Source organism: Phenylobacterium sp. (assembly GCF_036495085.1).
GTDB lineage: Bacteria > Pseudomonadota > Alphaproteobacteria > Caulobacterales > Caulobacteraceae > Phenylobacterium.
Genome location: NZ_DASXNL010000008.1, coordinates 67,581 through 90,077, shown reverse-complemented (window position 1 = coordinate 90,077; position 22,497 = coordinate 67,581). Strand labels below are relative to the sequence as shown.

At 66.7% G+C, this 22,497-nt stretch carries 17 protein-coding genes; 10 read left to right on the top strand and 7 right to left on the bottom strand.

The features are described from left to right. The first annotated feature begins 90 nt into the window (after nt 1-90). The 3 genes from VGI62_RS01275 (at nt 91) to VGI62_RS01265 (ending at nt 5,281) form a co-directional block, all read left to right on the top strand. Complete coding sequence (locus VGI62_RS01275; protein ID WP_331502574.1) at nt 91-2,895, top strand: TonB-dependent receptor; 2,805 nt, start codon at nt 91-93, stop codon at nt 2,893-2,895. Between the two features lie 217 nt (nt 2,896-3,112). Continuing rightward, the gene (gene rpoH, locus VGI62_RS01270; protein WP_331502573.1) at nt 3,113-4,000 is read left to right on the top strand and encodes an RNA polymerase sigma factor RpoH; all 888 of its coding nucleotides are present in this window, start codon (nt 3,113-3,115) and stop codon (nt 3,998-4,000) included. A 219-nt stretch (nt 4,001-4,219) separates the two neighbouring features. Beyond that, nucleotides 4,220-5,281 carry a hypothetical protein gene (locus VGI62_RS01265; protein WP_331502572.1) on the top strand — a complete coding sequence of 354 codons (1,062 nt, stop codon included), beginning with the start codon at nt 4,220-4,222 and terminating at the stop codon, nt 5,279-5,281. A gap of 3 nt (nt 5,282-5,284) precedes the next feature. Here VGI62_RS01265 and VGI62_RS01260 read toward each other — a convergent pair whose 3' ends face one another. Then, nucleotides 5,285-6,403: a metallophosphoesterase gene (locus VGI62_RS01260; protein WP_331502571.1), complete on the bottom strand. Its 1,119-nt coding sequence runs from the start codon at nt 6,401-6,403 to the stop codon at nt 5,285-5,287. Between the two features lie 119 nt (nt 6,404-6,522). Here VGI62_RS01260 and VGI62_RS01255 point away from each other — a divergent pair, with 119 nt between their 5' ends. Next, nucleotides 6,523-7,266 (top strand): hypothetical protein, encoded by a 744-nt coding sequence (locus VGI62_RS01255; protein WP_331502570.1) that lies wholly within the window; start codon nt 6,523-6,525, stop codon nt 7,264-7,266. Nucleotides 7,267-7,316: 50 nt separating this feature from the next. Here VGI62_RS01255 and VGI62_RS01250 read toward each other — a convergent pair whose 3' ends face one another. Then, nucleotides 7,317-8,126: a response regulator gene (locus VGI62_RS01250; protein ID WP_331502569.1), complete on the bottom strand. Its 810-nt coding sequence runs from the start codon at nt 8,124-8,126 to the stop codon at nt 7,317-7,319. A gap of 83 nt (nt 8,127-8,209) precedes the next feature. Then, nucleotides 8,210-9,496 (bottom strand): adenylosuccinate synthase, encoded by a 1,287-nt coding sequence (locus VGI62_RS01245; protein WP_331502568.1) that lies wholly within the window; start codon nt 9,494-9,496, stop codon nt 8,210-8,212. Between the two features lie 186 nt (nt 9,497-9,682). On the opposite strand from VGI62_RS01245, the gene VGI62_RS01240 reads away from it, so the two are divergent. Both VGI62_RS01240 and VGI62_RS01235 read left to right on the top strand, forming a co-directional pair. Next, nucleotides 9,683-10,207 carry a VOC family protein gene (locus VGI62_RS01240; RefSeq protein WP_331502567.1) on the top strand — a complete coding sequence of 175 codons (525 nt, stop codon included), beginning with the start codon at nt 9,683-9,685 and terminating at the stop codon, nt 10,205-10,207. Beyond that, complete coding sequence (locus VGI62_RS01235; RefSeq protein ID WP_331502566.1) at nt 10,204-11,193, top strand: threonine/serine dehydratase; 990 nt, start codon at nt 10,204-10,206, stop codon at nt 11,191-11,193. Before VGI62_RS01240 ends, VGI62_RS01235 begins: the two co-directional genes overlap by 4 nt. Here the strand turns inward: VGI62_RS01235 and VGI62_RS01230 are convergent, their stop codons facing one another. The 4 genes from VGI62_RS01230 to VGI62_RS01215 all read right to left on the bottom strand — a co-directional run bounded on the left by VGI62_RS01230 (nt 11,194) and on the right by VGI62_RS01215 (nt 17,885). Next, entirely contained in the window at nt 11,194-12,108 is a 915-nt protein-coding gene (locus VGI62_RS01230; RefSeq protein ID WP_331502565.1) for a hypothetical protein, read from the bottom strand. It lies immediately after the preceding gene. Nucleotides 12,109-12,171: 63 nt separating this feature from the next. Next, a complete protein-coding gene (locus VGI62_RS01225; protein WP_331502564.1) occupies nt 12,172-15,288 on the bottom strand; it encodes an efflux RND transporter permease subunit in 3,117 nt (1,038 codons plus the stop codon). Then, a complete protein-coding gene (locus tag VGI62_RS01220) occupies nt 15,285-16,430 on the bottom strand; it encodes an efflux RND transporter periplasmic adaptor subunit (protein ID WP_331502563.1) in 1,146 nt (381 codons plus the stop codon). The genes VGI62_RS01225 and VGI62_RS01220 overlap by 4 nt, the downstream gene beginning before the upstream one ends. A gap of 12 nt (nt 16,431-16,442) precedes the next feature. Beyond that, nucleotides 16,443-17,885, bottom strand: coding sequence for a TolC family protein (locus VGI62_RS01215; RefSeq protein WP_331502562.1), 1,443 nt, complete (start codon nt 17,883-17,885; stop codon nt 16,443-16,445). A 230-nt stretch (nt 17,886-18,115) separates the two neighbouring features. On the opposite strand from VGI62_RS01215, the gene VGI62_RS01210 reads away from it, so the two are divergent. The 4 genes from VGI62_RS01210 to VGI62_RS01195 all read left to right on the top strand — a co-directional run bounded on the left by VGI62_RS01210 (nt 18,116) and on the right by VGI62_RS01195 (nt 22,435). Continuing rightward, nucleotides 18,116-18,892, top strand: coding sequence for a TetR/AcrR family transcriptional regulator (locus VGI62_RS01210; RefSeq protein WP_331502561.1), 777 nt, complete (start codon nt 18,116-18,118; stop codon nt 18,890-18,892). A gap of 59 nt (nt 18,893-18,951) precedes the next feature. Then, the gene (locus tag VGI62_RS01205) at nt 18,952-20,616 is read left to right on the top strand and encodes a M28 family metallopeptidase (RefSeq protein ID WP_331502560.1); all 1,665 of its coding nucleotides are present in this window, start codon (nt 18,952-18,954) and stop codon (nt 20,614-20,616) included. Between the two features lie 17 nt (nt 20,617-20,633). Next, nucleotides 20,634-21,443: a DUF72 domain-containing protein gene (locus tag VGI62_RS01200; protein ID WP_331502559.1), complete on the top strand. Its 810-nt coding sequence runs from the start codon at nt 20,634-20,636 to the stop codon at nt 21,441-21,443. Between the two features lie 83 nt (nt 21,444-21,526). After that, complete coding sequence (locus VGI62_RS01195) at nt 21,527-22,435, top strand: SDR family oxidoreductase (RefSeq protein WP_331502558.1); 909 nt, start codon at nt 21,527-21,529, stop codon at nt 22,433-22,435. Nucleotides 22,436-22,497: the final 62 nt, after the last annotated feature.

Here is a 22,497-nt window from a genome sequence, read left to right as displayed (position 1 = left end):
AATTGGCCGGGCTTGGAGGCGACCAGACAGGCCGGGCTTTTTTGGGGACCACGGCGGGCCGTTTGCGGCCGGCCTGCGGATGATCGGCGAGTGATTTCTACGGACCTGACGACCTTTCGGCGCCGGCTGGCCGCAAAGCTGTGCGCCAGCGCAGGCTTCGCTGTGCTGGCAAGCGCATCGGCCGCCGCGCCGGCGGCCGCCCCGTCCGAGTCCGCGATTGTGGGCAAGCCCGGCACCGTCTCCGAACTGGTCGTCACCGCCGAGCCACGCACAGAGCCCGGCGCCGTCGTCGGCGACATCAAGCCGGACCTTCAGCTCGCGCCGGAGGACGTCGCGGCCTACGGCGTCAGCACGATCACGGACCTACTCGACGAACTGGCCCCGGAAATCGGCAGCAACAGCGGGCGCGGCGGGGAGGGGCCCGCGATCCTGGTCAACGGCCGCCGCATCTCGGGCTTCAATGAGATCCGCAACCTGCCTACCGAGGCGATCCTGAGAGTCGACATTCTGCCTGAGGAGGCGGCGCTCAAGTACGGCTTCTCAGCCAACCAGCGCGTGGTGAACATCGTGCTCAAGCCCAGCTTCGGCGCGCAGACCGCCGAAGCGGGCGGCGGAGCGACCACCGCAGGCGGCGCAGCAAGCGGCCAGGCCGAGCTCAGCGCGACACGGATCGCAGGCGAGCAACGCTTCAATATCAACCTGAAGGTCAACACCCAGTCCTCGTTGACCGAGGCGCAGCGGGACGTGATCTCACCTACCAATGGCACGCCGTTCGACCTGGCGGGCAATGTGCTCGGGCCCACGTCCAGTGGGGAGATCGACCCGGCGCTGAGCGCGCTCGCCGGCCAACGGGTGACGATCGCTGGCGTCCCCGCGGGCGTGGCCGCTCGGGTCCTCACGCTCTCCGACTTCGTTCCCACTGCGAACGTCCCCAACGTGACCGACGTCAGGGCCTTCCGCACCCTCGTGCCGGAAACGCAAAAAGCCGCCCTCAACGCGACCCTTACCCGCCCGATATTTGCTGACATCAGCGCCACCGTGAACGCCACGTTCGAAGCAACCTCCAGCGACGCCCAGCGCGGGCTGCCGGGGATAGGTTTGCTGGTCCCGGCCGCCGACCCGTTCTCGCCCTTTGCGGAAGCGGTGCAGCTGGACCGCTACGTCCAGGATTTCGGCCCCCTGCAGCAGAGCGCCGACACCTGGACCGGCCATCTTGGTGTCAGCTTCAACCGCGACGTCGCCAGTTGGCGGCTGGCGCTGACCGGCAACTACGATCATGCGGACAATCGCAACGCCAACGACCTGGGAGTCGACCCGGCGGCCCTGCAGAACGCGCTCCTCTCTGGCGCTCCTGGCGTCAATCCGTTCGGCGCGCTGCCCACTAGCCTCCTGGCGCTGCGCCCCCAGGACACCAGCCACTCGAAGTCCGACAGCGGCAACATCCAGTTCATAGCGTCCGGAATACTGTTCAAGATGCCGGCTGGACCGGTGCGGACCAGCCTGCGAATCGGCGCTTCGGGGAGCGAGTTTTCTTCGCAGTCGCAACGCGGCGGGGTTGAGCTGTCCTCTGACCTCACTCGGAGCGGCGGCAATCTGCAAGCCAGTTTCGACGTGCCCCTGACCAGCAGAAAAGCCAACGTGCTGGCGATGTTCGGAGACATCAATCTCAATGCCAATGCCGCCGTTGAGAGCGTATCCGACTTTGGGACGCTCACCACCTTCGGCTACGGCGTCCATTGGACCCCGATCACCGGCCTCAGCATCCTGGCGTCTCGCCTCCACGACCAGGGTGCGCCGACGCAGCAACAACTCGGCGCGACAGTGCTTCTCACCCCGGGCACGCGCATCTTCGACTATGTGACCGGACAGACCGTCGACGTCACCGCGATCTCCGGCGGCAATCCGGACTTGGTCTCCGACGATCGCTATCGCACCTCGATCCGGGTGACCTGGCAGCCCTTTTCCGACAAGCAGCTGATCTTCCGGGCCGACTACAACAAGATCCATTACAAGAACCCGATAGCCACCTTCCCGGCGGTCACAGCGGACATCGAAGCCGCCTTTCCCGACCGCTTCCTGCGCGACGCCGACGGCGATCTGACCGAAGTCGACGAGCGCCCGCTCAATTTCGCCAGCCAGGACGTCAGCTCTTTGAAATGGGGCTTCGACTACTCTCGCCCGATCGGCCCCGTCACCGCCCCACCGCCGCGCAATGCGGCGCTCGTCCAGATCCGCCGCGCGCTTCCGCCGAGTGCCACGCCGCGGCAACAGAGACCGCCCGGCGCTCCGGGCCGAGCGCCTGACGGGCCCGCCCCGGACGGCGGCGCAGGGCAATTCGCCGGACCACCACCGGACGGCGTCGCCGGCGCGCCGTCCGGCGGCTTTGGCGGGCGTGGCGGCTCGCGGGACGGCCGACTGCGCATCAGCGTGTTCCACACGGTCTATTTCGTAAACCGCTACCTCGTCGGCCCGGAAGGGCCGGTGCTCGACTTCCTCAACGGCGCCTCGCTCGGGGGGCTCGGCGGCCAGCCGCGCCACGAAATCCAGGCGCAGATAAACATCGCCGAGCGAGGCTTCGGCGCTGAGCTCAACGCCGACTGGAAAATCGGCACAATGGTGCGCGGCGGCGCAGACGACGGCGCCAGCGACCTGAGCTTTTCAGGCGTCGTGAAGGTGAATGCCCGCGTATTCGCCGACCTTGGTCGCCGCACGGCCCTCATGGACCGCGCGCCCTGGTTGAAGGGCTCGCGGGTCACGTTGTCGGTGTCCAACATCTTCGACGAGCGCGTCGAGGTTCGAGACGCCAATGGCGTGACGCCCCTGAACTTCCAGCCGGCCTACATAGACCCCCTTGGCCGGACCTGGCGGATCAGCTTCCGCAAGCTCTTCTCGTGAGCTTTGTTGCGGACCTTGTGAGATATCATCGCCTTGATGGCGCCAACTTCGGACGCTAGAAAGTCCCACTAGAGCAGTCGGACATTCAGACCGTCCTCCCAACGGTCTTCCGTCGCCGCCATCTCGTACATATCTGTGCGGGTGAGGGGGACGGGTGGACGCTGTGCGCAAGTTTGCGCACGGGCCAGGACGTCCAAGAAAATTGAGGGGATGAAGCATGGCCGCAAGCGCCCTAGCTGTGATGTCGCCGGACGGCGGCCTCAGCCGATACCTGTCCGAGATCCGCAAGTTTCCGATGCTGGCGAAAGACGAGGAGTTCATGCTGGCCAAGCGCTGGCAGGAGCATGAGGATCCCGACGCCGCCCATCGACTGGTGACCAGCCACCTGCGCCTCGTGGCCAAGATCGCCATGGGCTATCGCGGCTACGGCCTGCCGATCGGTGAGGTGATTTCCGAAGGCAACGTCGGTCTGATGCAGGCGGTCAAGAAGTTCGACCCGGACAAGGGCTTCCGCCTGGCGACCTACGCCATGTGGTGGATTCGCGCGTCCATCCAGGAGTACATCCTGCGCTCCTGGAGTCTGGTGAAGATGGGCACCACCGCTGCGCAGAAGAAGCTGTTCTTCAACCTGCGCAAGGCGAAGAGCGAGATTTCCGCCCTTCAGGAGGGCGACCTCCACCCCGACCAGGTGAGCGTGATCGCCACCAAGCTGGGGGTGCTGGACGAGGAAGTCGTATCGATGAACCGCCGCCTCTCCGGCGGTGACGCCTCACTGAACTCGCCCATGCGGGCCGACAGCGAGAGCGAATGGCAGGACTGGCTGGTGGACGACAAGACACCCAGCCAGGAAAGCGTTGTCGCCGACAGTCAGGAAAAGTCGCTCCGGATGGGCCTCCTTGAGGAGGCCATGACCGAGCTCACGGACCGCGAGCGGCACATTCTGACCGAGCGCCGGTTGAAGGACGAGCCCACAACCCTGGAAGAGCTCGCCTCTCAGTACGGTGTCAGCCGCGAGCGCGTGCGCCAGATCGAAGTACGCGCCTTCGAGAAGTTGCAGAAGTCGATGAAAGCCGCCGCCGAGGAGCGGAACCTCGTCGACGCGTAGGCTTAAGCGCGGTTCAAGGAACCATCGAAGGGCGTCCACCGACCAAGTGGACGCCCTTTTTTTGTCCGCGACGAGACGCCGGCGTCGATAAATGCCTGGCGCGGGGGCCGGCGGCTCGCGGACGACGTAGCGACCTGATCGGTAATCGGCGCTCACCGGCCCCTTCAAGGCTTTCGCTGGCCATGCCAAGATCAGCCTTGAAGCCGAGGGGGAACCGGTATGGACAGGGCGCTTTGGTGCGGGCTCATGGCGCTTACGTGGGCTGTCGCACTACCTGCAGCGGCGCAATCGCGGCTGTTTTCCAGTGACGCACCTCTCCAAATCGTCATCAGCGCCCCTTTTCCGGCCCTGGTCAGCAGCGCCAAGACGAGCACTAAGCCTTACCCAGCCAGCCTGTCGGTCGTCGACGGCGCGGGCGCTCCCAAGACCCTGCCCGTCGAGTTGAGACCGCGCGGCCACACCCGGCGCACCGCCGGCTATTGCAGCTTTCCGCCGCTCTACCTGAAGTTCGACAAGGCCGCGGCGCACGGAACCGTCTTCCAGGGTCAGCACAAGCTCAAGCTGGTGACCTACTGCCGGCCGGTGTCGGACTATGAGCAACGCATCGTGCTCGAGTACCTCGCCTATCGGCTCTACAATCTGATGACGCCGATGAGCTTCCGGGTGCGCGCGGCGGACGTCACGTATCAGAACAGCGCCGGCGGTGGCGAGCCGGTGAAGCGGTTCGGCTTCCTGGTCGAGAACATCGACGATGTCGCCGACCGCAACCAGCGCGACCACCTCGCGGCCAAGTCGCACGAGATCTCGGCAGCGCAGCTGGACGCGCGGGCTTCGGCGCGAGCGGCGTTGTTCGAGTTCATGATCGGCAACCTCGACTGGGATTTTCTCGCAGCACCGCCGGGCGCCGACTGCTGCCACAACGCCCTTCTTGTCGCCGCGCGGAAGGCGACGCCGGCCACAGCGAGCGGCGTGGCGCCGGTGCCCTATGACTTCGACTACTCAGGCTTTGTGGATTCGCCGTACGCGGGACCGCCACCCAGTCTTCCGGTGACCAAACTGACGGAGCGCCTCTACCGTGGCTATTGCGTGAGCAGCGGCGATATTCCCGCCGTCGTCGAGGAATACCGAGACCACCGCGCGCAGGTGATGGCGCTGATCAACGGCGAGCCGCGCCTGAACGACGGCTTCCGCAACAAGACGGCGCGTTTCATCGACGGCTTCTATGCGGTTCTTGATGATCCGCAGCGCGTCCAGAAAAGTTTAGTCGGGCACTGTCGCTAGGCGTTATTTCACCGTGCATGTCGGGGCGAGCCCCGCCCCAAGCGCGACCGCACGGTCCAGGGCCGCGATCTCGGCGAGGTAAGCGTCATGCGCTGCGCCGGACAGGCCCAGCGTCAGGCGGTGGCCGCGGTGCACGGCGGTGAGGGTGTCGCCTTCCTTGATCAGGAACCCATGAGGGTCGAGGCAACCACCTGGGACGGCGATGTCGGTCAGGATCACCCCGCCGTCGAAACGGGCGTTCACCATAGAGTAGCGCTTGGTGTGGCCGAGCACGATGCGGCGCACCTTATAGCGCGTCAGGACCGCGGCGACGTGCGCGGCTTCCGTAGCCTCGTCGTTCATCGCCATGCCGCGATACCAGAGCGGGCCCTGCTCGTTCCACAGGATGTCCTGGGGGCCGGCGGCGTCCTGCGGATCGTGGCGCAGGGCGGAGATCACAGCCTTGTTCAGGACATCGATGTCAAAGCTCGCGAACTCCGGGCCGATCCCGCCGTGCAGGTAGAGGGCGTCATCAATGCGTATGACCGCGTTGTGCGTCAGCACCCACCGTCCGTAGACACCGTTCGGCGACCAGGCGGCCCGATGCTCCACCCAGCCCAGCGGGTGCTCGGCGTCGAACTTCGCGCGAAACGCCTCGTCGAAGGTCGGCACTCCTGCGGCCGGCGGGTTCGCCTTCAGCGCGTCGACGACGCGGGCATAGTAGGCGTCGCGTCGCGCCGCGGAATCGCGATCCACGAACGCCGCAAATTCCGCCGGCGTCGTATAGCGCAGGTCGCCCTCCATGTTCATGGCTTCGTGGTTGCCAATCAGTGCGTGCACGTAGCCGCCTGCGCGGCGCGCCTGCGGCTCGAGCTTAATCAGCAGATCGAGGATCTTGCGGGTGTCGGGAGCGCGATCAGGAACATCGCCGAGCTGCACAAGGTGGGTCGCGCCCCCGCTCCAGGCGTCCCGCCCGTTGATCAGGCCGGCCTGGATGAGCTGGTCGTGAAACTTTCCATAATCGCCGTGCAGGTCACCGATCACCACTACGCGGGCGACATGGTCCCATGCGGATTGCGCTTGCGCGGGAGCCGCTAAGCTCACCGCGAGCACGGCGAGTAAGCCGGCGAACACCCTGGTCATGGGCCGATCATATCGCCTCGACGGCGCGGGCGCACCGCCTTCGGTATCTCCAGGTGGCCCCGCTTGCCAAAGCCGCGGGCCGCGCCCAACCTGCCCAATTGGGCGTGGGCGGATATCAAATGCGATCGCTGACGATCTTTCTTCTGTTGCTGTTGGCGCCGAGTGTCGCCTGGGCTCAGACCCACGGGCTGTTCGAGGCGCCGCAGGGCCAGCTTTCCGCCGCCGGCTGGGCCGGCTTCCTCGACACGCGCTTCATGGCCGAGTCGATCGGCGCCCTGCTCATGGCGACAGGGCTAAGCGTGCTGATCGCCTACCACCCGACTACTCCGCGTACGGTGGATACCCTCAGCGAAGCCGACATGCCCAGGGTCTATATTCTCTACGCCTTCATCGGCGCGGTGATCGGGGTGACTGTGCGCGAGTTCGGCATGGTCGTCGGCGTAGTGGTCTTCGGCCTCGGCGGGCTAATGAGGTTCCGCACCGATACGGCCTCGGCGCGGAATACCGGCCGGCTTATCATCGTCACCCTGGTGGGGCTGAGCTGCGGCCTCGGCCTGCCGCATTTTGCGGCGATCACCACGCTCTTCGCCTTCGTCCTGATCTACCTGTTCGATTCGCGGCCCATCTGCCGCGTCAGGATCAGCCAGCTCCCGCCGGGACGCGTCGGAGAATGCGCCCAGGTCTATCGCCAGGTGCTGGAGGGCCAGGGCTGCAAGATCGTCGGCGAACACAAATCCTTCGCGAAGGACCGCATCGAGTTCGTCTTCCGCCTGCCGCGCAAAGGCACCCGTGAAGGCCTGAACACATGCCTCTGCGAAGCGCCTTTCGACGTGCGCGGCGAGTTCGATTGGGAAGTCGAGTAGCGCGCCCGCTCGGGCGTCCGCGTCACGCCGCGGCGACGGCCACGCTGGCCTCACGCCGCGACGGCTTCTTCCTGTGGCATGTAGGCCAGCAGAGGGGCGGCTTTCGCGGCCAGTTCCTCGCCATCGTAGGGTGCGCCCTTGCGCTCGATCTGGTCGAGATGACGGCCGAAGTCGATGGCCGAGGTGGTCAGCTTCAGGTCGGCGACGCTCATGCCGCATTTGCGCAGGTCGGTGACCTGGGCCTGCATGGAGCGCATGGCCTGAACGGGATCGCTGCCGACCGCGACGATCGCCGAGCGCAGGATCTTCAGGGCCTGGGCGAGGCGCTCTGAATCAGGCGTCGCGCGCGCATCGGAGCGGCGCTTCAGGGCGCCGGTATAGTCGCCCGAATTGAACCGCCGCCGGTCGGGGCCGACGTAGCAGACCGCCTCGACCCAATCGCGCGGACGAAGCGTCACCGCCTCCAGCCGCCGCAGGAGGTCCTTGAGCGTGAATGGCTTGCGAAGGAACTCGTGAACGCCGGCGTCGCGGGCCTCCAGGATGCCGGCCGCGGTGGCCTGACCGGTCACAATGATCACCGGCGCGTAACGGCACGGCAGGTGGCTGCGGCGCAGGTTGCGGGTGAAGGCCACGCCGTCCACCGGCGTCGAACCGTGCTCGGCGAAGATGACCTGCGGCTCGAAGCTGGCGGTCAAGCGCAGGGCCTTCGCCTCCGTCTCCGCCACACAGATCTGAGAGCGGGCGATGTCGCGCATCAGTTCGCTGATCAGCCGCGCGCCGGCCGGCTGTGGATCCACGATCATCACCCGCTGCAGCAACGGCGCCATGCGCTGGATGATCTTGGCGTCGGTGTTGAACAAGGGCGGCGGGCTCCTGCTGGCTCCTCTTAACTAACCGCCGCTGGTAAAGAACGCCTTGACGATAACCCTGTTCATCCAACGATCTAATCCTGGAACGGATCTCGCATCAGAATGGTGTCGTCGCGCTGGGGACTGGTTGAGAGCAACGCAACCGGCGCGGCGATCAATTCCTCGATCCGGCGGACGTACTTGACGGCGTTCGCCGGCAGGTCGCGCCAGGACCGCGCCCCCTGGGTGGTCTCGCTCCAGCCCTCCATCTCCTCGTAGATCGGCGTGAGCTCCCCTTGCGCCTTCAGGCCGGCGGGCAGGTAGCCCAGGGTCTGGTCACCGAGCCGATAGCCGACGCAGATCTTCAGCGTCGCCAGCCCGTCGAGCACGTCGAGCTTGGTGAGCGCGATGCCGCTTATGCCGTTCAGCGCCACGGACTGGCGGACCAGCGCGGCGTCAAACCAGCCACAGCGGCGGCTACGGCCGGTCACCGTGCCGACTTCCTTGCCCACCGTGCCCAGGTGCTGGCCGACCTCGTCCGTGAGCTCGGTGGGGAAAGGCCCCTCCCCGACGCGGGTGGTGTAGGCCTTGACGATCCCCAGCACATAGCCCGGCCCCTTGGGCCCGAGCCCGGAGCCCGCGGCGGCCTGGCCGGCGACGGTGTTGGAAGAAGTCACATAAGGATAGGTCCCGTGGTCGACGTCCAGGAGCGCCCCTTGTGCGCCCTCGAACAGCACCCGTTTGCCCGACTTCACCAGCTCGCCAAGCAGCAGCCAGGCCGGCTTGGCGAAGGGCAAGATCTTCGGTGCGAGCTTCTCGAGTTCGGCCAGCAACGCAGCGCCGTCGGCCTTTGGCAGCCCGAGCCCCTGCCGCAGGGGAGCATGATGGGCGAGCAGGCGGTCGATCTTGGCTTCCAGGGCCTCGCGGTCGGCCAGGTCGGCCACGCGGATCGCGCGGCGACCGACCTTATCTTCGTAGGCTGGGCCGATGCCGCGGCCCGTGGTGCCGATCTTTTTGATCGCCGCCGCCTCTCGGGCCTGATCAAGGTCGCGGTGCAGCGGCAGGATCAGGCAGGCGTTGTCGGCCAGCACCAGCAGGTCCGGTGTGATCGCCACCCCTTGGCCGCCGAGCTTGGCGATCTCTTCCAGCAGGTGCCAGGGATCGACGACCACCCCATTTCCGATCACCGAGAGCTTTCCCTGCACGACGCCCGACGGCAGCAGCGACAGCTTGTAGACCTGGTTGCCGACCACCAGCGTGTGGCCGGCGTTGTGCCCGCCCTGGAAGCGCACCACTACGTCGGCGCGGTTCGACAGCCAGTCGACGAGTTTGCCCTTACCCTCGTCGCCCCACTGGGCGCCGATCACGGTGACATTGGCCATGGGTACGATCCCTCCACCTGCCGGGAGACACCAGCCGCCCTTCGACAGGTGCTCGGCGACTGGCTTGGATCAAACTGAGGCGCCGGCGAACCGGGCCGGCGCGGGGTTTAGACGACCTGCATCCGATTGTCCACGAACGACGCCAAGGAGACGAACAACAGGAGGCATCAGGTCAGCAGAGTTTCGGTGATTCCATCTTTCGGCCACGGCTGGCGTGGAAGCCAGGGGGTCGAAAGCGGACGGCATGTGTGGCTCGTGGACCGCCCGGCATTCTTCGCTTATCAGGCGCCGATGGACATTCCCCGCTTTCACTTGGCGTTCCCGGTTCGCGACCTGGCCGAGGCTCGCGCGTTCTACGGTCAGCTGCTGGGCTGCCCTGAGGGCCGCTCGAGCGACGCGTGGATCGACTTCGATTTCCACGGTCACCAGATCGTTGCCCACCTCGCGCCGGAAGAGGTCGGCCACATGTCGACCAACAGCGTCGATGGCCATGCCGTGCCGGTGCGCCATTTCGGGGCCATCCTGAACCCCGCCGACTGGGACGCGCTGGCCGAGCGCCTCCAGGCCGCGGGGACCAGGTTCATCATCGAGCCTCATACGCGCTTCAAGGGGGAGCCCGGCGAGCAGTCCACGATGTTCTTCCTCGACCCCTCCGGCAATGCGTTGGAGTTCAAGGCCTTCGCCGACGACGCGATGGTGTTCGCAAAGTGAGCGCCGCTGCGACTGTCACCTTCGCCGACATCGAGGCGGCCGCCGCCCGGATCCGGGGACATGCGGTCGAGACGCCGCTCGTGGAGAGTCCGGCGCTGAACGAGCGCGTGGGCGGCCGGGTGCTCATGAAGCTCGAAACCCTGCAGCGGGTCGGGGCTTTCAAGTTCCGCGGCGCCTACAATCGGCTGGTCCAACTGACCCCCGAAGAGCGCAAGCGCGGTGTCGTGGCCTTCTCCTCCGGCAATCACGCTCAGGGCGTGGCGCTGGCCGCCAGGCTGCTCGGCATGCCCGCCCTGATCGTCATGCCGTCCGACGCGCCGGCGATGAAAGTCGCCAACACCCGCAGCTACGGCGCCGATATCAGGCTCTACGACCGACTGAAAGAGAGCCGCGAGGCGATCGCCGCGGAGATCGCCGCGAGCCGCGGCGCTGTCGTCGTACCGGCCTTTGACGACCCGCACATCATCGCGGGTCAGGGCACCGCCGGCCTCGAGATGGTCCGCCAGGCCGAGACGCTGGGCGCCAGCTTCGCTCTCGTCCTGACGCCCGCCAGCGGCGGCGGCTTGATGGCCGGCGTCTCGGAAGCCGTGAAGGCTCTGTCGCCGGCGACAGAGCTCTGGGCTGTAGAACCCACCGGCTTCGACGACCTGGCGCTCTCGCTGAAGGCCGGCGAGCGGGTGACCATCCATCCCACCGGCCGCTCTCTCTGCGACGCCCTGGAAAGCCCTGCGCCCGGCGTGATCAACTTCCCAATGCTGAAGAAGAATGTCACCGGCGCGCTCGACGTCACCAACACCGAGGTCACCGAGGCCATGCGCTACGCCTTCTCGACGCTTAAGCTGGTCGTCGAGCCTGGCGGAATCGTCGGGTTGGCCGCGCTGCTCGCCGGCAAGCTCTCCGCCCAGGGCAAGACAGTGGGAGTGGTGCTCTCCGGCGGCAACGTCGACCCGGAGCTTTTCGCCCAGGTCTTGCGCGGCGAGCTCTAGTCAGACGGCGGGCTGCGTCTTGCCTGAGAGCTCGCGATAGATCTCCGCCCAGGCCGCTCCGAAAAGTGTGAAGAAAGCGGTCGACAGGAAGGCGGCCGCAACGCACCCGGCGACGATCCAGGGCGTGGCGCTCGCCAGGTCGAAGTGGGGGTGTCGGAACCAGTCGCCCAAGTGCTCGAAGCCCGCGGTCCCGACCGCCCCGATCGCACCGCCGGCGACGACAAGTTCGGCGATCCAGATGATGACCGCCAACGCCAGGCCCACCAGAAACATCTTCCCCGCGTGTCCCCGGGTGACGCCCCAGGATTCATAGAGCCTGAAGCCGTTCTCGGCGAAGCTCATGGGCGTCGCCATCGAGAGCCTGAGCGCCGCCCACAACCCGACTCCTAGACCCATAAGCACCATGAGCGCGATCACAGCGCCGACCATCCGACTGTCAGGCGAAACCGCCGCGACAATTCCGCCGATCACGGCAAGGGGCAGCATGAGCGCCAGAAACGCCAGGAACAGCATCACCGCCAAGACCAGCATGACGAGCCCAAGCCAAAGCTCCCGCTTGCCGAGCCGCAGGTAGAAGAACCTCCGCTCTTCCGGGAACAGTACGGCGCGGTAGATCGCGCTCAGCACGAGCGTGTGGCTGACGACACCGGCGAGCCAAGCAATCGGCTGCGCCTGCATCATCTGCAGCTGCATTCGCATCATTTCGGCGGAGGGCATCGCCCCACCGGCGTCGGCGGTTGCGGTGAGCTCCCGCATCATCCGTGACCACGCCGGCGCGACCAGCGCAAAGGCGCCTATCTGCGGAAGTACTCCGACCAGCAGATAGGCGGCCATCCAGACCAGGAAGCTCAGCGGCTCGCGGCCCACCAGCCTGAACCCCGCCGCGATCGCCCGCCCCGCCGAGACAGTTCCCATCGCGCCCTCCCGCCGCCTGCCTGCGAGAGTAGGCGCCCTTGGCGAACCTTGGCCAGTGTTCGCCTAAAGCCGATCCACCGGCGCGGGCTCGTGCGTCGCCAGCCTCGGCGTCACCAACCGGGCCAGCTTAGGCCGCAGCCACTGCTCGAAATCATCAATGAATTCATAGACCACTGGGACCAGAACCAGTGAAAGGGCGGTCGAGGTTATCAAGCCACCAATCACTGCCACGGCCATCGGCTGGCGGAACTCTGCGCCCTTCTCGAGGGCAAGCGCCGTTGGCAGCATGCCGGCGGCCATCGCCATGGTGGTCATGATGATCGGCCGCGCGCGTTCGCGGCACGCTTCAATGATCGCGTCATGCTGGCTCATGCCGTCCCGCTCGCGCTCGATGGCGTACTCCACGAGCAGGATCGAGTTCTTGGCGGCCAGGCCGAGCAGCATCAGGAAGCCGATCAACGAGGGAATCGACAACGACAGGTGGAAAATCAGCAGGCCCAGGAAGGCGCCGCCCACCGCCAGCGGCAGGGCCGAGAGGATCACGGTCGGCTTGAAGAAGCTACGGAACAGCAGCACCAGCACGCCGAAGATCATCGCCACACCGGCGAAGATCGCCAGCAGGAAGCCGCCGAACAGTTCGGCCATGGCCTGCTGGTTGCCGATCGCGGCGGGCCGTACGCCCGGCGGCAGGTGCTTCATGATCGGCAGATTGTTCACCGCCTTTTGCGCCTGACCCATCTCAACGCCGTTCAGCTCGGCGCGAACCGTCAGTTGGCGTTCGCGATTCAGCCGATCGATGCGCGCGGGGCCAGCCTGGAAGGTGACGTCGGCGATGCTGTCCAGCGTCGTCGAGCCTCCCGATGCGGTCGGGACGCGCAGGGCGCCGATCCGTTGGATGTCGGCGCGGGCGGTCTGCGGCAGCCGGACGCGGATCGGAATGCGCCGTTCGCCCTCGTTGAACTTGGCGACGTTTGCGTCGATGTCCCCGACCGTGGCGACACGAACGATGGTGGCGAGGTTGTCGGCTGAGACGCCAAGCCTGGCGGCTTCATCAGGTCGCGGGCGGATGACGATCTCAGGCGCTTCCGGCGGCTTGGAAGGGTGCGGATCGGCCAGCTCCGGCAGGTGGCGCATCTCGCGCTCCAGCTCGAGCGCGGCGCGCTGAAGGTTCTCCGGATTGTCGCCGGTGAGGATCTGCTGATATCCGGCCGCTCCCTGGAAATCGAGGAAGTTCAGGCGCGCATCCGGTATCGCGCGGAGCTGGTCGCGCAGGCGGTTGCGAATCTGGTCGCCGTTCGCCCTGCGGTGGGTCTTGAGCAGGATCGTCGCGGTGCCGCTGCGAAGATCGCTAGCGCCGCCGCCCACGGTCCCAGGTCCAAACGTGGAGACCGTCGAGCCGATCTGGATGAAGACGCCGCTGACCTCGGGCTGCTTGACGAAGAGGGCGTTGATCCGCCCCGCTGTGTCTTCCATGTCGGCGGCCGAGGCGCCCGGAGGCCCCTGGATATCCACATACATGAAGTCCGGATCGCCGGCCGGCTGGAATCCCTGCGGCAGCAGCGGGAAGAGCGCCACGGAACAGATGAACATCACGAGGCCCACGATCGCCGCGACGATACGGTGGGCGAGCGCCCACTCCAGGGCGTTGCGGTAGAACCCCTTGAAGGGCTTGCGCTCGTGCGGCCGGGCGGAGGGCTTCATGAGGTAGGCGGCCATGAGCGGCGTCACCAGGCGCGCAACTAACAGCGAGAACAGCACGGCGACCGAGACCGTGAGGCCGAACTCCCTGAAGAACTGACCTGGGATGCCCGGCATGAAGCTGACCGGCGTGAACACCACGACGATCGCCATGGTCGTGGCCACCACCGCCAGGCCGATCGCATCGGCGCCTTCGAGCGCCGCCTGATAGGGGCGCAAACCCCGAGCCACGCGCTTTTCGATATTCTCGATCTCGACGATGGCGTCGTCGACCAGGATGCCCACGACCAGCGTCAGGGCCAGGAGCGTCACCACGTTCAGCGAGAAGCCGAGCAGCTTCATCACGAAGAAGGTGGGGATCAGCGAGATCGGCATTGCGACCGCGGTGATCATCGTGGCGCGCCAGTCGCGTAGGAAGAAGAACACCACGACCGCGGCCAGCAGCATGCCTTCGCCGAGCACGTGCTGGGTGGCATGGAAGCTGGCGCGGGTCTCGTCGACCGAGGAGAAGATCTTGGTGAACTTGACGCCCGGGTGCGTCTTCTCGAGCTGAGCGATCTTGGCGACGACCGCATCTTCGGTAACGACGTCGCTGGCTTCCTTGGTCTTGGCGACCTGGAAGCCAACCACCGGCCGCCCGTTGAGCCGCGCGAACCCGCGCACCTCCGAGGTCCCGTCCCCGATATCGGCCACGTCTGAGAGTTTCACGAAGCGCCCGACGCCGGTCGGGATATTCAGGTTCCGCAGTTGCTCGACCGAGGCGACGTTGGAATAGACCCTGAGCGTCTGCTCGCGGCCGCCGACCTGCGCACGTCCCCCAGGCGCATCGACCTGGACGCCGCGCAGAGCGGTGTTGACCTGGGTCGCGGTCAAGCCGCGCGCGGCCAGGCGGTCGGGGTTGATGACCACGTTTATTTCGCGCGAGACACCGCCCACGCGGTTGACCTGCGACACGCCCTTGGCCGCCTGCAGTTCACGCGAGACGGTGTCGTCGATGAACCAGGAGAGCTCATCGTCGGACATGCTCGGCGCGTAGACGGCATAGGTGAGAATCGGCGCCGCCGAGTCGATCTCGATCTGGGAGACGATGGGCTCGTCGATGTCGCGCGGCAGGATCGCGCGGGCCTGGCTGATCTTGGCGCGGACTTCTTCGGTCTTCTTTTGGAGGTCTTGCCCGATCTCGAACTCCATCGAGGTCGTGGAGACGCCCTGTGTCACGGTCGACTGGACGTTCTTGACGCCAGTGACGCCGGCCAACGCATCCTCGACCGGTCGCGTGACCTGGGTCTCCATGCCTCCGGGCGCAGCGCCGTTCTGGGTGATCGTGACCGCTACGACCGGAAACTGGATATTTGGGTACTGCTTTACCGGCAGGCCGAGGTAGGCGATCACGCCCGCCAGAACGAGGCCAATGAACAATACCGCCACCGGAACCGGATTGCGGATGGCCCATGATGATATGGCGAAGCGGCGCTCGCTCATCGCGTGGCCACCTTCGAGGACGTGGGCGGATTCGTAACGGCCTGGGTGGGTTCAGCACCTTCGGAGGGCTTGATCAGGTCACCGTCCAGCAGGAAGGCCGCGGCGTTTTGCACGATCCGGGAGCCGGCAGGCGGCCCCTTGATCAGTTGGACCAGGCCTCCGCCGCGGCGGCCGGCCTGGATCGGCGCACGCCTGACGCGGTTGTCGGGACCCACGACCATCACGCTTGCGCCGTCGGCGTCATAGCGGATGGCGGTCTCCGGCGCCGCCAGCACCGTTCCACTGACATCGGTGAACACCGCACGCCCAAAGCCCCCGGCGCGGACGTTGCGGTCGACAGGCAGGTGGACCCGGACCACGCCCAGCTTGGTTTGCGGATCGATCTGAGGACTCACCAGGCGCACGACGCCCTGGACAATCACGCCGCTGGGCAGGGTCACCTCGGCATGCTGGCCGGGTCGGATCTTGGCGAGGTCGTCCTCGGATAGCTGGGCGGCCAACTCGATCTCGCTGTCACGGGCGATTCGGAACCAGGGCGTGCCGTTTCCGGCGACCGACATGTCGCCAGGTCGCACCGTCCGCTCCAGGATCAGGCCGCTCACCGGCGCCGTCACCGACAGCTTGGCGTTGCGGGTGCGAACGTCGCGCAACGCTGCGGCCTGGGCGTTGGCGGTCGCCTGCGCGGCGCGCGCCTGGAAGCGGCGCTGGTCGATCGCCTCCTGCGAGAGTACGCCGGCGTCGTCGAGGTCCTTCACGCGGTTGGCCTGATCCTCAGCCTGTTTGGCGTTGACTTCGGCTTGGGCGGCCAGCGCCTCCTGCTGGGCAAGTTGGCCCTGGAGCAACGCCGGGTCCAGCGTCACGAGGGTCTGCCCCTTCTTCACCGTGTCGCCGACATCGACCAGGACGCGGGAAACGCGGAAGCCCGAGACCTCGGGCAGCACCGCGGCTTCTTCGCGCGGCGTCAGGTCGCCGGACGCCGCCAGGGCCCCGGTGATCGACTGCGCCCCCAGGCGGACGACACGCACGGTGCGGGCGAGCTGGGCCTCAGTCACCTTGGGCTTCGGCTTGCCGCACCCGCCCAGCGTGAGGGCCGCCATCAGCGGCACAAGGACGAGGACCAGAGAGGCCGTGGATTTTTTCATGCGGGTCACGTTTCAGCGGGCCTGCTTATCAGAGGGAAAATGGTCCGCCGGCCAGCCGCCGCCGATCGCCTTGTAGACCTGCACCGTGCGCCTAAGCGCCTGCACCTGGGCGGCGGTGAGCTGCGACCGGGTGTTCCGCCACGACTCCTCCGTGCTCAGGGTTGTCTGCAGATCCGTCAGGCCACGGTCGTATCCGAGCTTCGCGGCCTGGTAGCCCCTGGCGGAGCGGGCTTCACCGTCGGTAAGCACGGTCACCCGGGCACGGTCCGAGTCGAGCCGAACCAGCGCGGCTTCGGATTCGGAGAATGCGGTCTGCACGGCCTTTTCATAGGCGATCACGGCTTGCTCCGTGCGCGCATTCTGGGCCTTCAGTTCGGCCAACAGCCGAGGGATCGACAGCAAGGGTTGGGCGATGTTGCCCCCGAGAACCAGGGACTGGGCGGTAACCGAGAACCCCGGCTGCGACTGCTTCTGCCAGCCGATCCCGGGCGTGAAGTTCAGCACCGGCAGGAAGGCCAGGACATCTGCGTCGGAGCGCCCGGCCTGGCCGGCGACCCGCGCCTCGGCCTCACGCACATCGGGCCGGCGTTGCAGGATCTGGCTTGGGAGAGAGTCCGGGATCGGCGGCAGCACGCCCACGCTGGCGTCGATCGCGACGTTTTCGGTGGGCTCGATGGTACGGCCGGCCAGCACCAGCAGGGTGCGGCGCTGGACCTGCAGCTCGGCCTCCAGCCCCGCGGCCTGCGATTTGGCCTGCGCGAGATCGCCAGCCACGCGGTCTGCATCGGCGCGCGCCCCGATCCCCACCTGCGCCCGCCTGGTCGCCGTGTCGTAGAGCTCGCCCTGGATCCGCGCCGTTTCGCGGGCGTCGTCCAGTTGGATCGCCAGGCCGCGCGCCAGGAAGTAGGCGTCTGCGACGTCGGCTGCGAGGCTGGCGCGGGTGGCTTCATAATCAAACCGGGCGGCGGCGAGATCGGCGTCGACCGCCCTGCGCGCCGCGAAGAAGCGCCCGAAGATGTCCACTTCCCAGGAGACATTGAAATTGGCCGCCGAAGCGTTGGAAATGCCGCTCGTCGTGAAGCCCGGGATATCGATGACCGTGCCGGCCAACTGGTGGGTGTCGGTGCGGCTCGTCGAGCCGTGGATGTCGCCCTGCGGCAGGAACTGCACCAGCGCTTCCGTGCGGACGGCGCGGGCCTCCGCCAGGCGGGCTGCGGCGCTGCGCGCGTCGGGGTTGGCGACCAGCGTCTGTTCGATCAGGGCCGTGAGCTGGTCGTCGTGAAACGCCAACCACCAGCGGTCCAGCTCGACGGCGCCAATTGGAGCGGTTCCCCTGGGAGCTTCATAGCCTTCGGGCAGGCGCACGTCAGGCGCGCGCACATGGGCGCAGGCGCCGAGAACGAGGCATGCTCCAAGTGCAAGGCAGACAGGTGCTGCGGAGATGAAGGAACGCATGCCGGATTTTCGTGACAGAGCCGCAGGGTGACTTGGCGACGCGTTCCTAGTCACCGCCCACGGCCACAATGGATGCAGGGGCCGGAACCCGACGTCTAGCGACATGAACACACAAGCCTAGTGACGGCGGCATTTGCTGCCGGCGCCTCTCCCGAACCCCTAACGCGAGCGCCTCCTCTTAGCCAAACTCCGTATGTTGTAAAGTATTATTCGCCGTGTAACTTGGGTTGATGGCGACGGAATTCACTGGCGGCGGCGATCCGGGACGCAGCATCGCGCTTCTGTGGGGCGTGACGGGCGCCGGCCGGCGCGGGCCCAAGCCCCGACATTCGGTCGAGGAGGTCGTGCAGGCCGCCATCGGGCTCGCCGACGCAGACGGGTTGGCTGCGCTTTCCATGCGCCGGGTGGCCGAGACGCTGGGGCTCTCGACGATGTCGCTCTACACCTATGTGCCGTCGAAAGCCGAGCTTGTCGACCTGATGCTGGATCGCGTGGCCGCCGAAGACGAAAAGGCGGACCTTCCGCCCTCGGCAGGCTGGCGTCCCAAGCTTGAACATCTTGCCCGGCAGGGCTGGGCGCGCGCCCAGCGCCACCCCTGGATCACTCAGGTCGGTGTCCACCGTCCGCCGCTCGGCCCAAACATCCTGGCGCGGGTGGAGGCGACATTGCAGGCGGTCGACGGCCTGGGCCTCAGCGAGCTTGAGATGGATCTCCTGACCTCGCTCGTCGGCGACTACGTGCGCGGCTCAGTCCGCGCCGCGCTTGAGGCCCGGGAGGTCGAGCTTCACAGCGGACTGACCGACGAGCAATGGTGGGCGCTTAACGAACAGCTGCTGAAAGGCCTGGTCGAGCCCACCCGCTACCCCACCACCTTGCGGGTCGGGGAAGCCTACAAGGCGGCCAAGGAGACCGGCCCCGACCATATCCGCAGTTTTGAGTTTGGACTGCAGCGGGTGCTAGACGGCATCGCGGTGTTCATCGATCAACGTCGCGCCAACGCGGCCTAGGCGCAGGGCGCTGGGGCCACTAGGTTCGCGGCAGTTTTCCCTCCCCCTCTGAGAGATTGATGAAAAAGATTCTGCTGGGCACCGCAGCCTGCGTCTTTGCGGCCTCCACTTTCGTGACCTCCGCCCTTGCGGCAGATCCGCACATCGATCCGGCCAAGCTCTCGGAGCACGTCAAGGTCCTGGCCTCTGACGCTTTCGAAGGCCGCGGGCCGGCGACAGCGGGCGAGGTGAAGTCCGTCGCTTACATCTCCGAGCAGTTCAAGGCCGCGGGCCTGCAGCCCGGCGGCGACAAGACCAAGACCGGCCGCGCCTGGACCCAGGACGTGCCGCTCGCCCAATTCGACATCAAGGGCCCGGTGGCCGTCAGCGTGAAGGCGGGCGGCGAGACCCTGACCTGGACGCAGGGCCACGAAGTGGCGATCCGCGCCGCCGAGACCGGTGTCGACCACGTCTCCGTCAAGGACGCGCCGGTCGTCTTCGTGGGCTATGGCGTCAAGGCGCCCGAGCGGAACTGGGACGACTTCAAGGGCGTCGACCTGCACGGCAAGATCGCGCTCGTCCTGGTCAATGACCCCGACTTCGAGACCGGCCAGGGTGACTTCGGCGGCAAGGCGATGACCTACTATGGCCGCTGGACCTACAAATACGAGGAGGCCGCGCGCCAGGGCGCGATCGGCTTCATCGTGATCCACGAGACGGCGCCTGCGTCCTATGGCTGGAATACGGTCAGGAATTCGAACACCAACGCAGTCTTCGACATCATCCGCAAGAACCCGTCCGAAGCGCACGCCCCGATCGAGGCGTGGATTCAGCGCGACACGACGATCGACCTCTTCAGGCGGGCCGGGCTCGATTTCGAGGCCCTGAAGAAGCAGGCCCAGACGCGCGAGTTCAAGCCGGTCACCCTGTCCGGCGTGACCTTCTCCACAGACTTCGCCGTCGACGCCAGGAAGGTCGTCTCGCATAACGTCGTGGGCGTGCTGCCGGGGACCAAGCACCCTGGCGAACGCATCATCTACACCGCCCATTGGGACCACCTTGGCGTGGGCCTCCCGGACGCCAGGGGTGACCGGATCTACAACGGCGCAGTGGACAACGCCTCGGGCGTCTCCGGCCTGATCGAACTGGGCCGGGCTTTTGCGCACAGCCCGCGTACGGAGCGCACCACCATGTTCATGGCGGTGACCGCCGAGGAAAAAGGGCTGCTCGGCTCGGAGTACTACGCCACCAACCCGCTCTATCCGCTGGCGACAACCGTTGCGAACATCAACATGGACGGTGCGGCTGTGAACGGCCCCGCCAAAGACATCTCCACCTCCGGCGACGCCGGCCTGACCTTGCAGGACGACCTGATCGCCGTCGCCAAGGCGCACGGCCGTTACTTCACGAAGGACAGCCGGCCGGAGGCGGGCAGCTTCTTCCGTTCCGACCACTTCTCCTTCGCCAAGCAGGGATTGCCCGCGCTCTCGTTCGGCTCCGGCCGCGACTTGGTGAAGGGCGGCGTCGAGGCCGGAAAGGCTGCCCAGGAGGCGTACGTACGCGACCGCTACCACCAGCCGGCCGATGAGTTCGATCCCAACTGGGACCTCTCCGGCATGGCCCAGGACCTGACGATCGGCTACGACCTCGGCATGCAGCTCGCCAATTCGCGCGAGTGGCCGGAGTGGAAGGCGGGTTCTGAGTTCAAGGCCGCGCGAGACAAGACTGCGGCTGAACGGAAATAGCAGATGGGGTAGGTGCGATGGTGACGGCGGGACGCATCCGGGCGGGCATCGGGGGCTGGACCTTCGAGCCGTGGCGTGGGGTGTTCTACCCTGCGGGCCTCAAGCAGGCCGACGAGCTCGCCTACGCCGCCTCGCACCTCACCGCCATCGAGATCAACGGCACCTACTATTCCAGCTTCAAGCCTGACAGCTGGGCCAAATGGCGGGCCGCGACCCCGGACGGCTTCAAGTTCTCGGTCAAGGCCTCACGCTTCTGCACCAACCGCAAGGTGCTGGGTGAGATGGGCGAGAGCCTGCACCGCTTCCTTTCCCAGGGCCTGACCGAGCTCGGAGACCGGCTGGGCCCGATCCTGTGGCAATTCATGGGAACCAAGAAGTTCGAGCCAGACGACTTCGAGGCCTTCCTCAGGCTGCTGCCGAAATCCCAGGACGGCCTGCCACTGGTCCACGTCATCGAACCGCGGCATGCCAGCTTCATGACGCCGGAATTCATCGCGCTCGCCCGCAAGTACGGTGTGACGGCGTGCCTGGCCGACCACGCCCAGTATCCGCTGATCCCCGACGTGACCGGCGAGGTGGTCTACGCCCGCCTACAGACAGGCTCAGACGATATCGAGACGGCCTATCCGGCCGACAAGCTCGACCTCTGGGCCCAGCGGCTCAAGGCCTACGCCGAAGGCGGCCGGCCCGACGATCTGCCGGCGGTCGACGCGGCGAACCCGGCCCCGAAGACGCCGCGCGAGGTCTACGCCTTCGTCATCCACGAGGGGAAGGTGCGAGCGCCGGCGGCCGCCATGGCCCTCATCGAGCGGGTGGAAGTCGCCTAAGTGCGGAGATCGCAAACTCGCCCGTTGACCTCCCTAGGGTCAGAGGCGTCCGATCGGGAAAATCTCAAGAGGAAGGAATCCCGATGGCCGAGCTCACCCAGGACCAGCTGATGTTCCGCCCTGGCCTGATGAAGGGCCAGCGGATCCTGATCACCGGCGGGGGCACCGGCCTTGGCAAGGTGATGGCCGAGGCCTGCCTGCTCCTGGGCGCCGAGGTCTATATCTGCGGGCGGCGCGGCGGCGTGGTCGAGGCCGCCGCCAAGGAACTCACCGACGCCCACGGCGGAAAGTGTGTGGGCCTGGCCTGCGACATCCGCGTGCCCGAGGCGATCGCCGAGATGATCGACGCCGTCTGGGCCGACGGCGGGGCGCTGACGGGCCTCGTCAACAACGCCGCCGGCAATTTCATCAGCCGCACCGAGGACCTTTCCGCCCGCGGCTTCGACGCTATCTCGAACATCGTCTTCCGCGGCTCCTTCTTCGTGACGCTGGAGTGCGGCAAGCGCTGGCTCAAGGAAGGCAAGCACGCCTCCGTGGTTTCGATCCTGACGACCTGGGTGTGGAACGGCGGCCCCTTCACCGTGCCCTCGGCCATGTCGAAGGCAGGCCTCAACGTCATGACTCAATCGCTGGCCGTGGAGTGGGGCAACCGAGGCATCCGCTTCAACGCCATCGCCCCTGGCCCCTTCCCAACCGAAGGCGCCTGGGCGCGGCTGAACCCGGGCGCCGGCACGGCTTCAGAAAAAAAGGATCCCACGATCCCGCTCGATCGCAACGGCGAGATGCGCGAACTCGCCAACCTGGCCGTCTACCTGCTCGACCCGGGCTCGGCCTACGTGAACGGTCAGACGATCGCCATCGACGGCGGATCGCACCTGCGCAGCGGCGGCGGCTTCAATCGCCTGTCCGAATGGGGTGACGCCGAGTGGGAGGCCGCCCGCGACTCCATCCGCTCGGCGAACGAAAAGGATCGCGCCCAACGGACCGTCTAGCCTTGGCTTTTCGGGGCGAGACCCCTTAGGATGACGCGTGTCACTTTTGAGTCTCCGAAAGG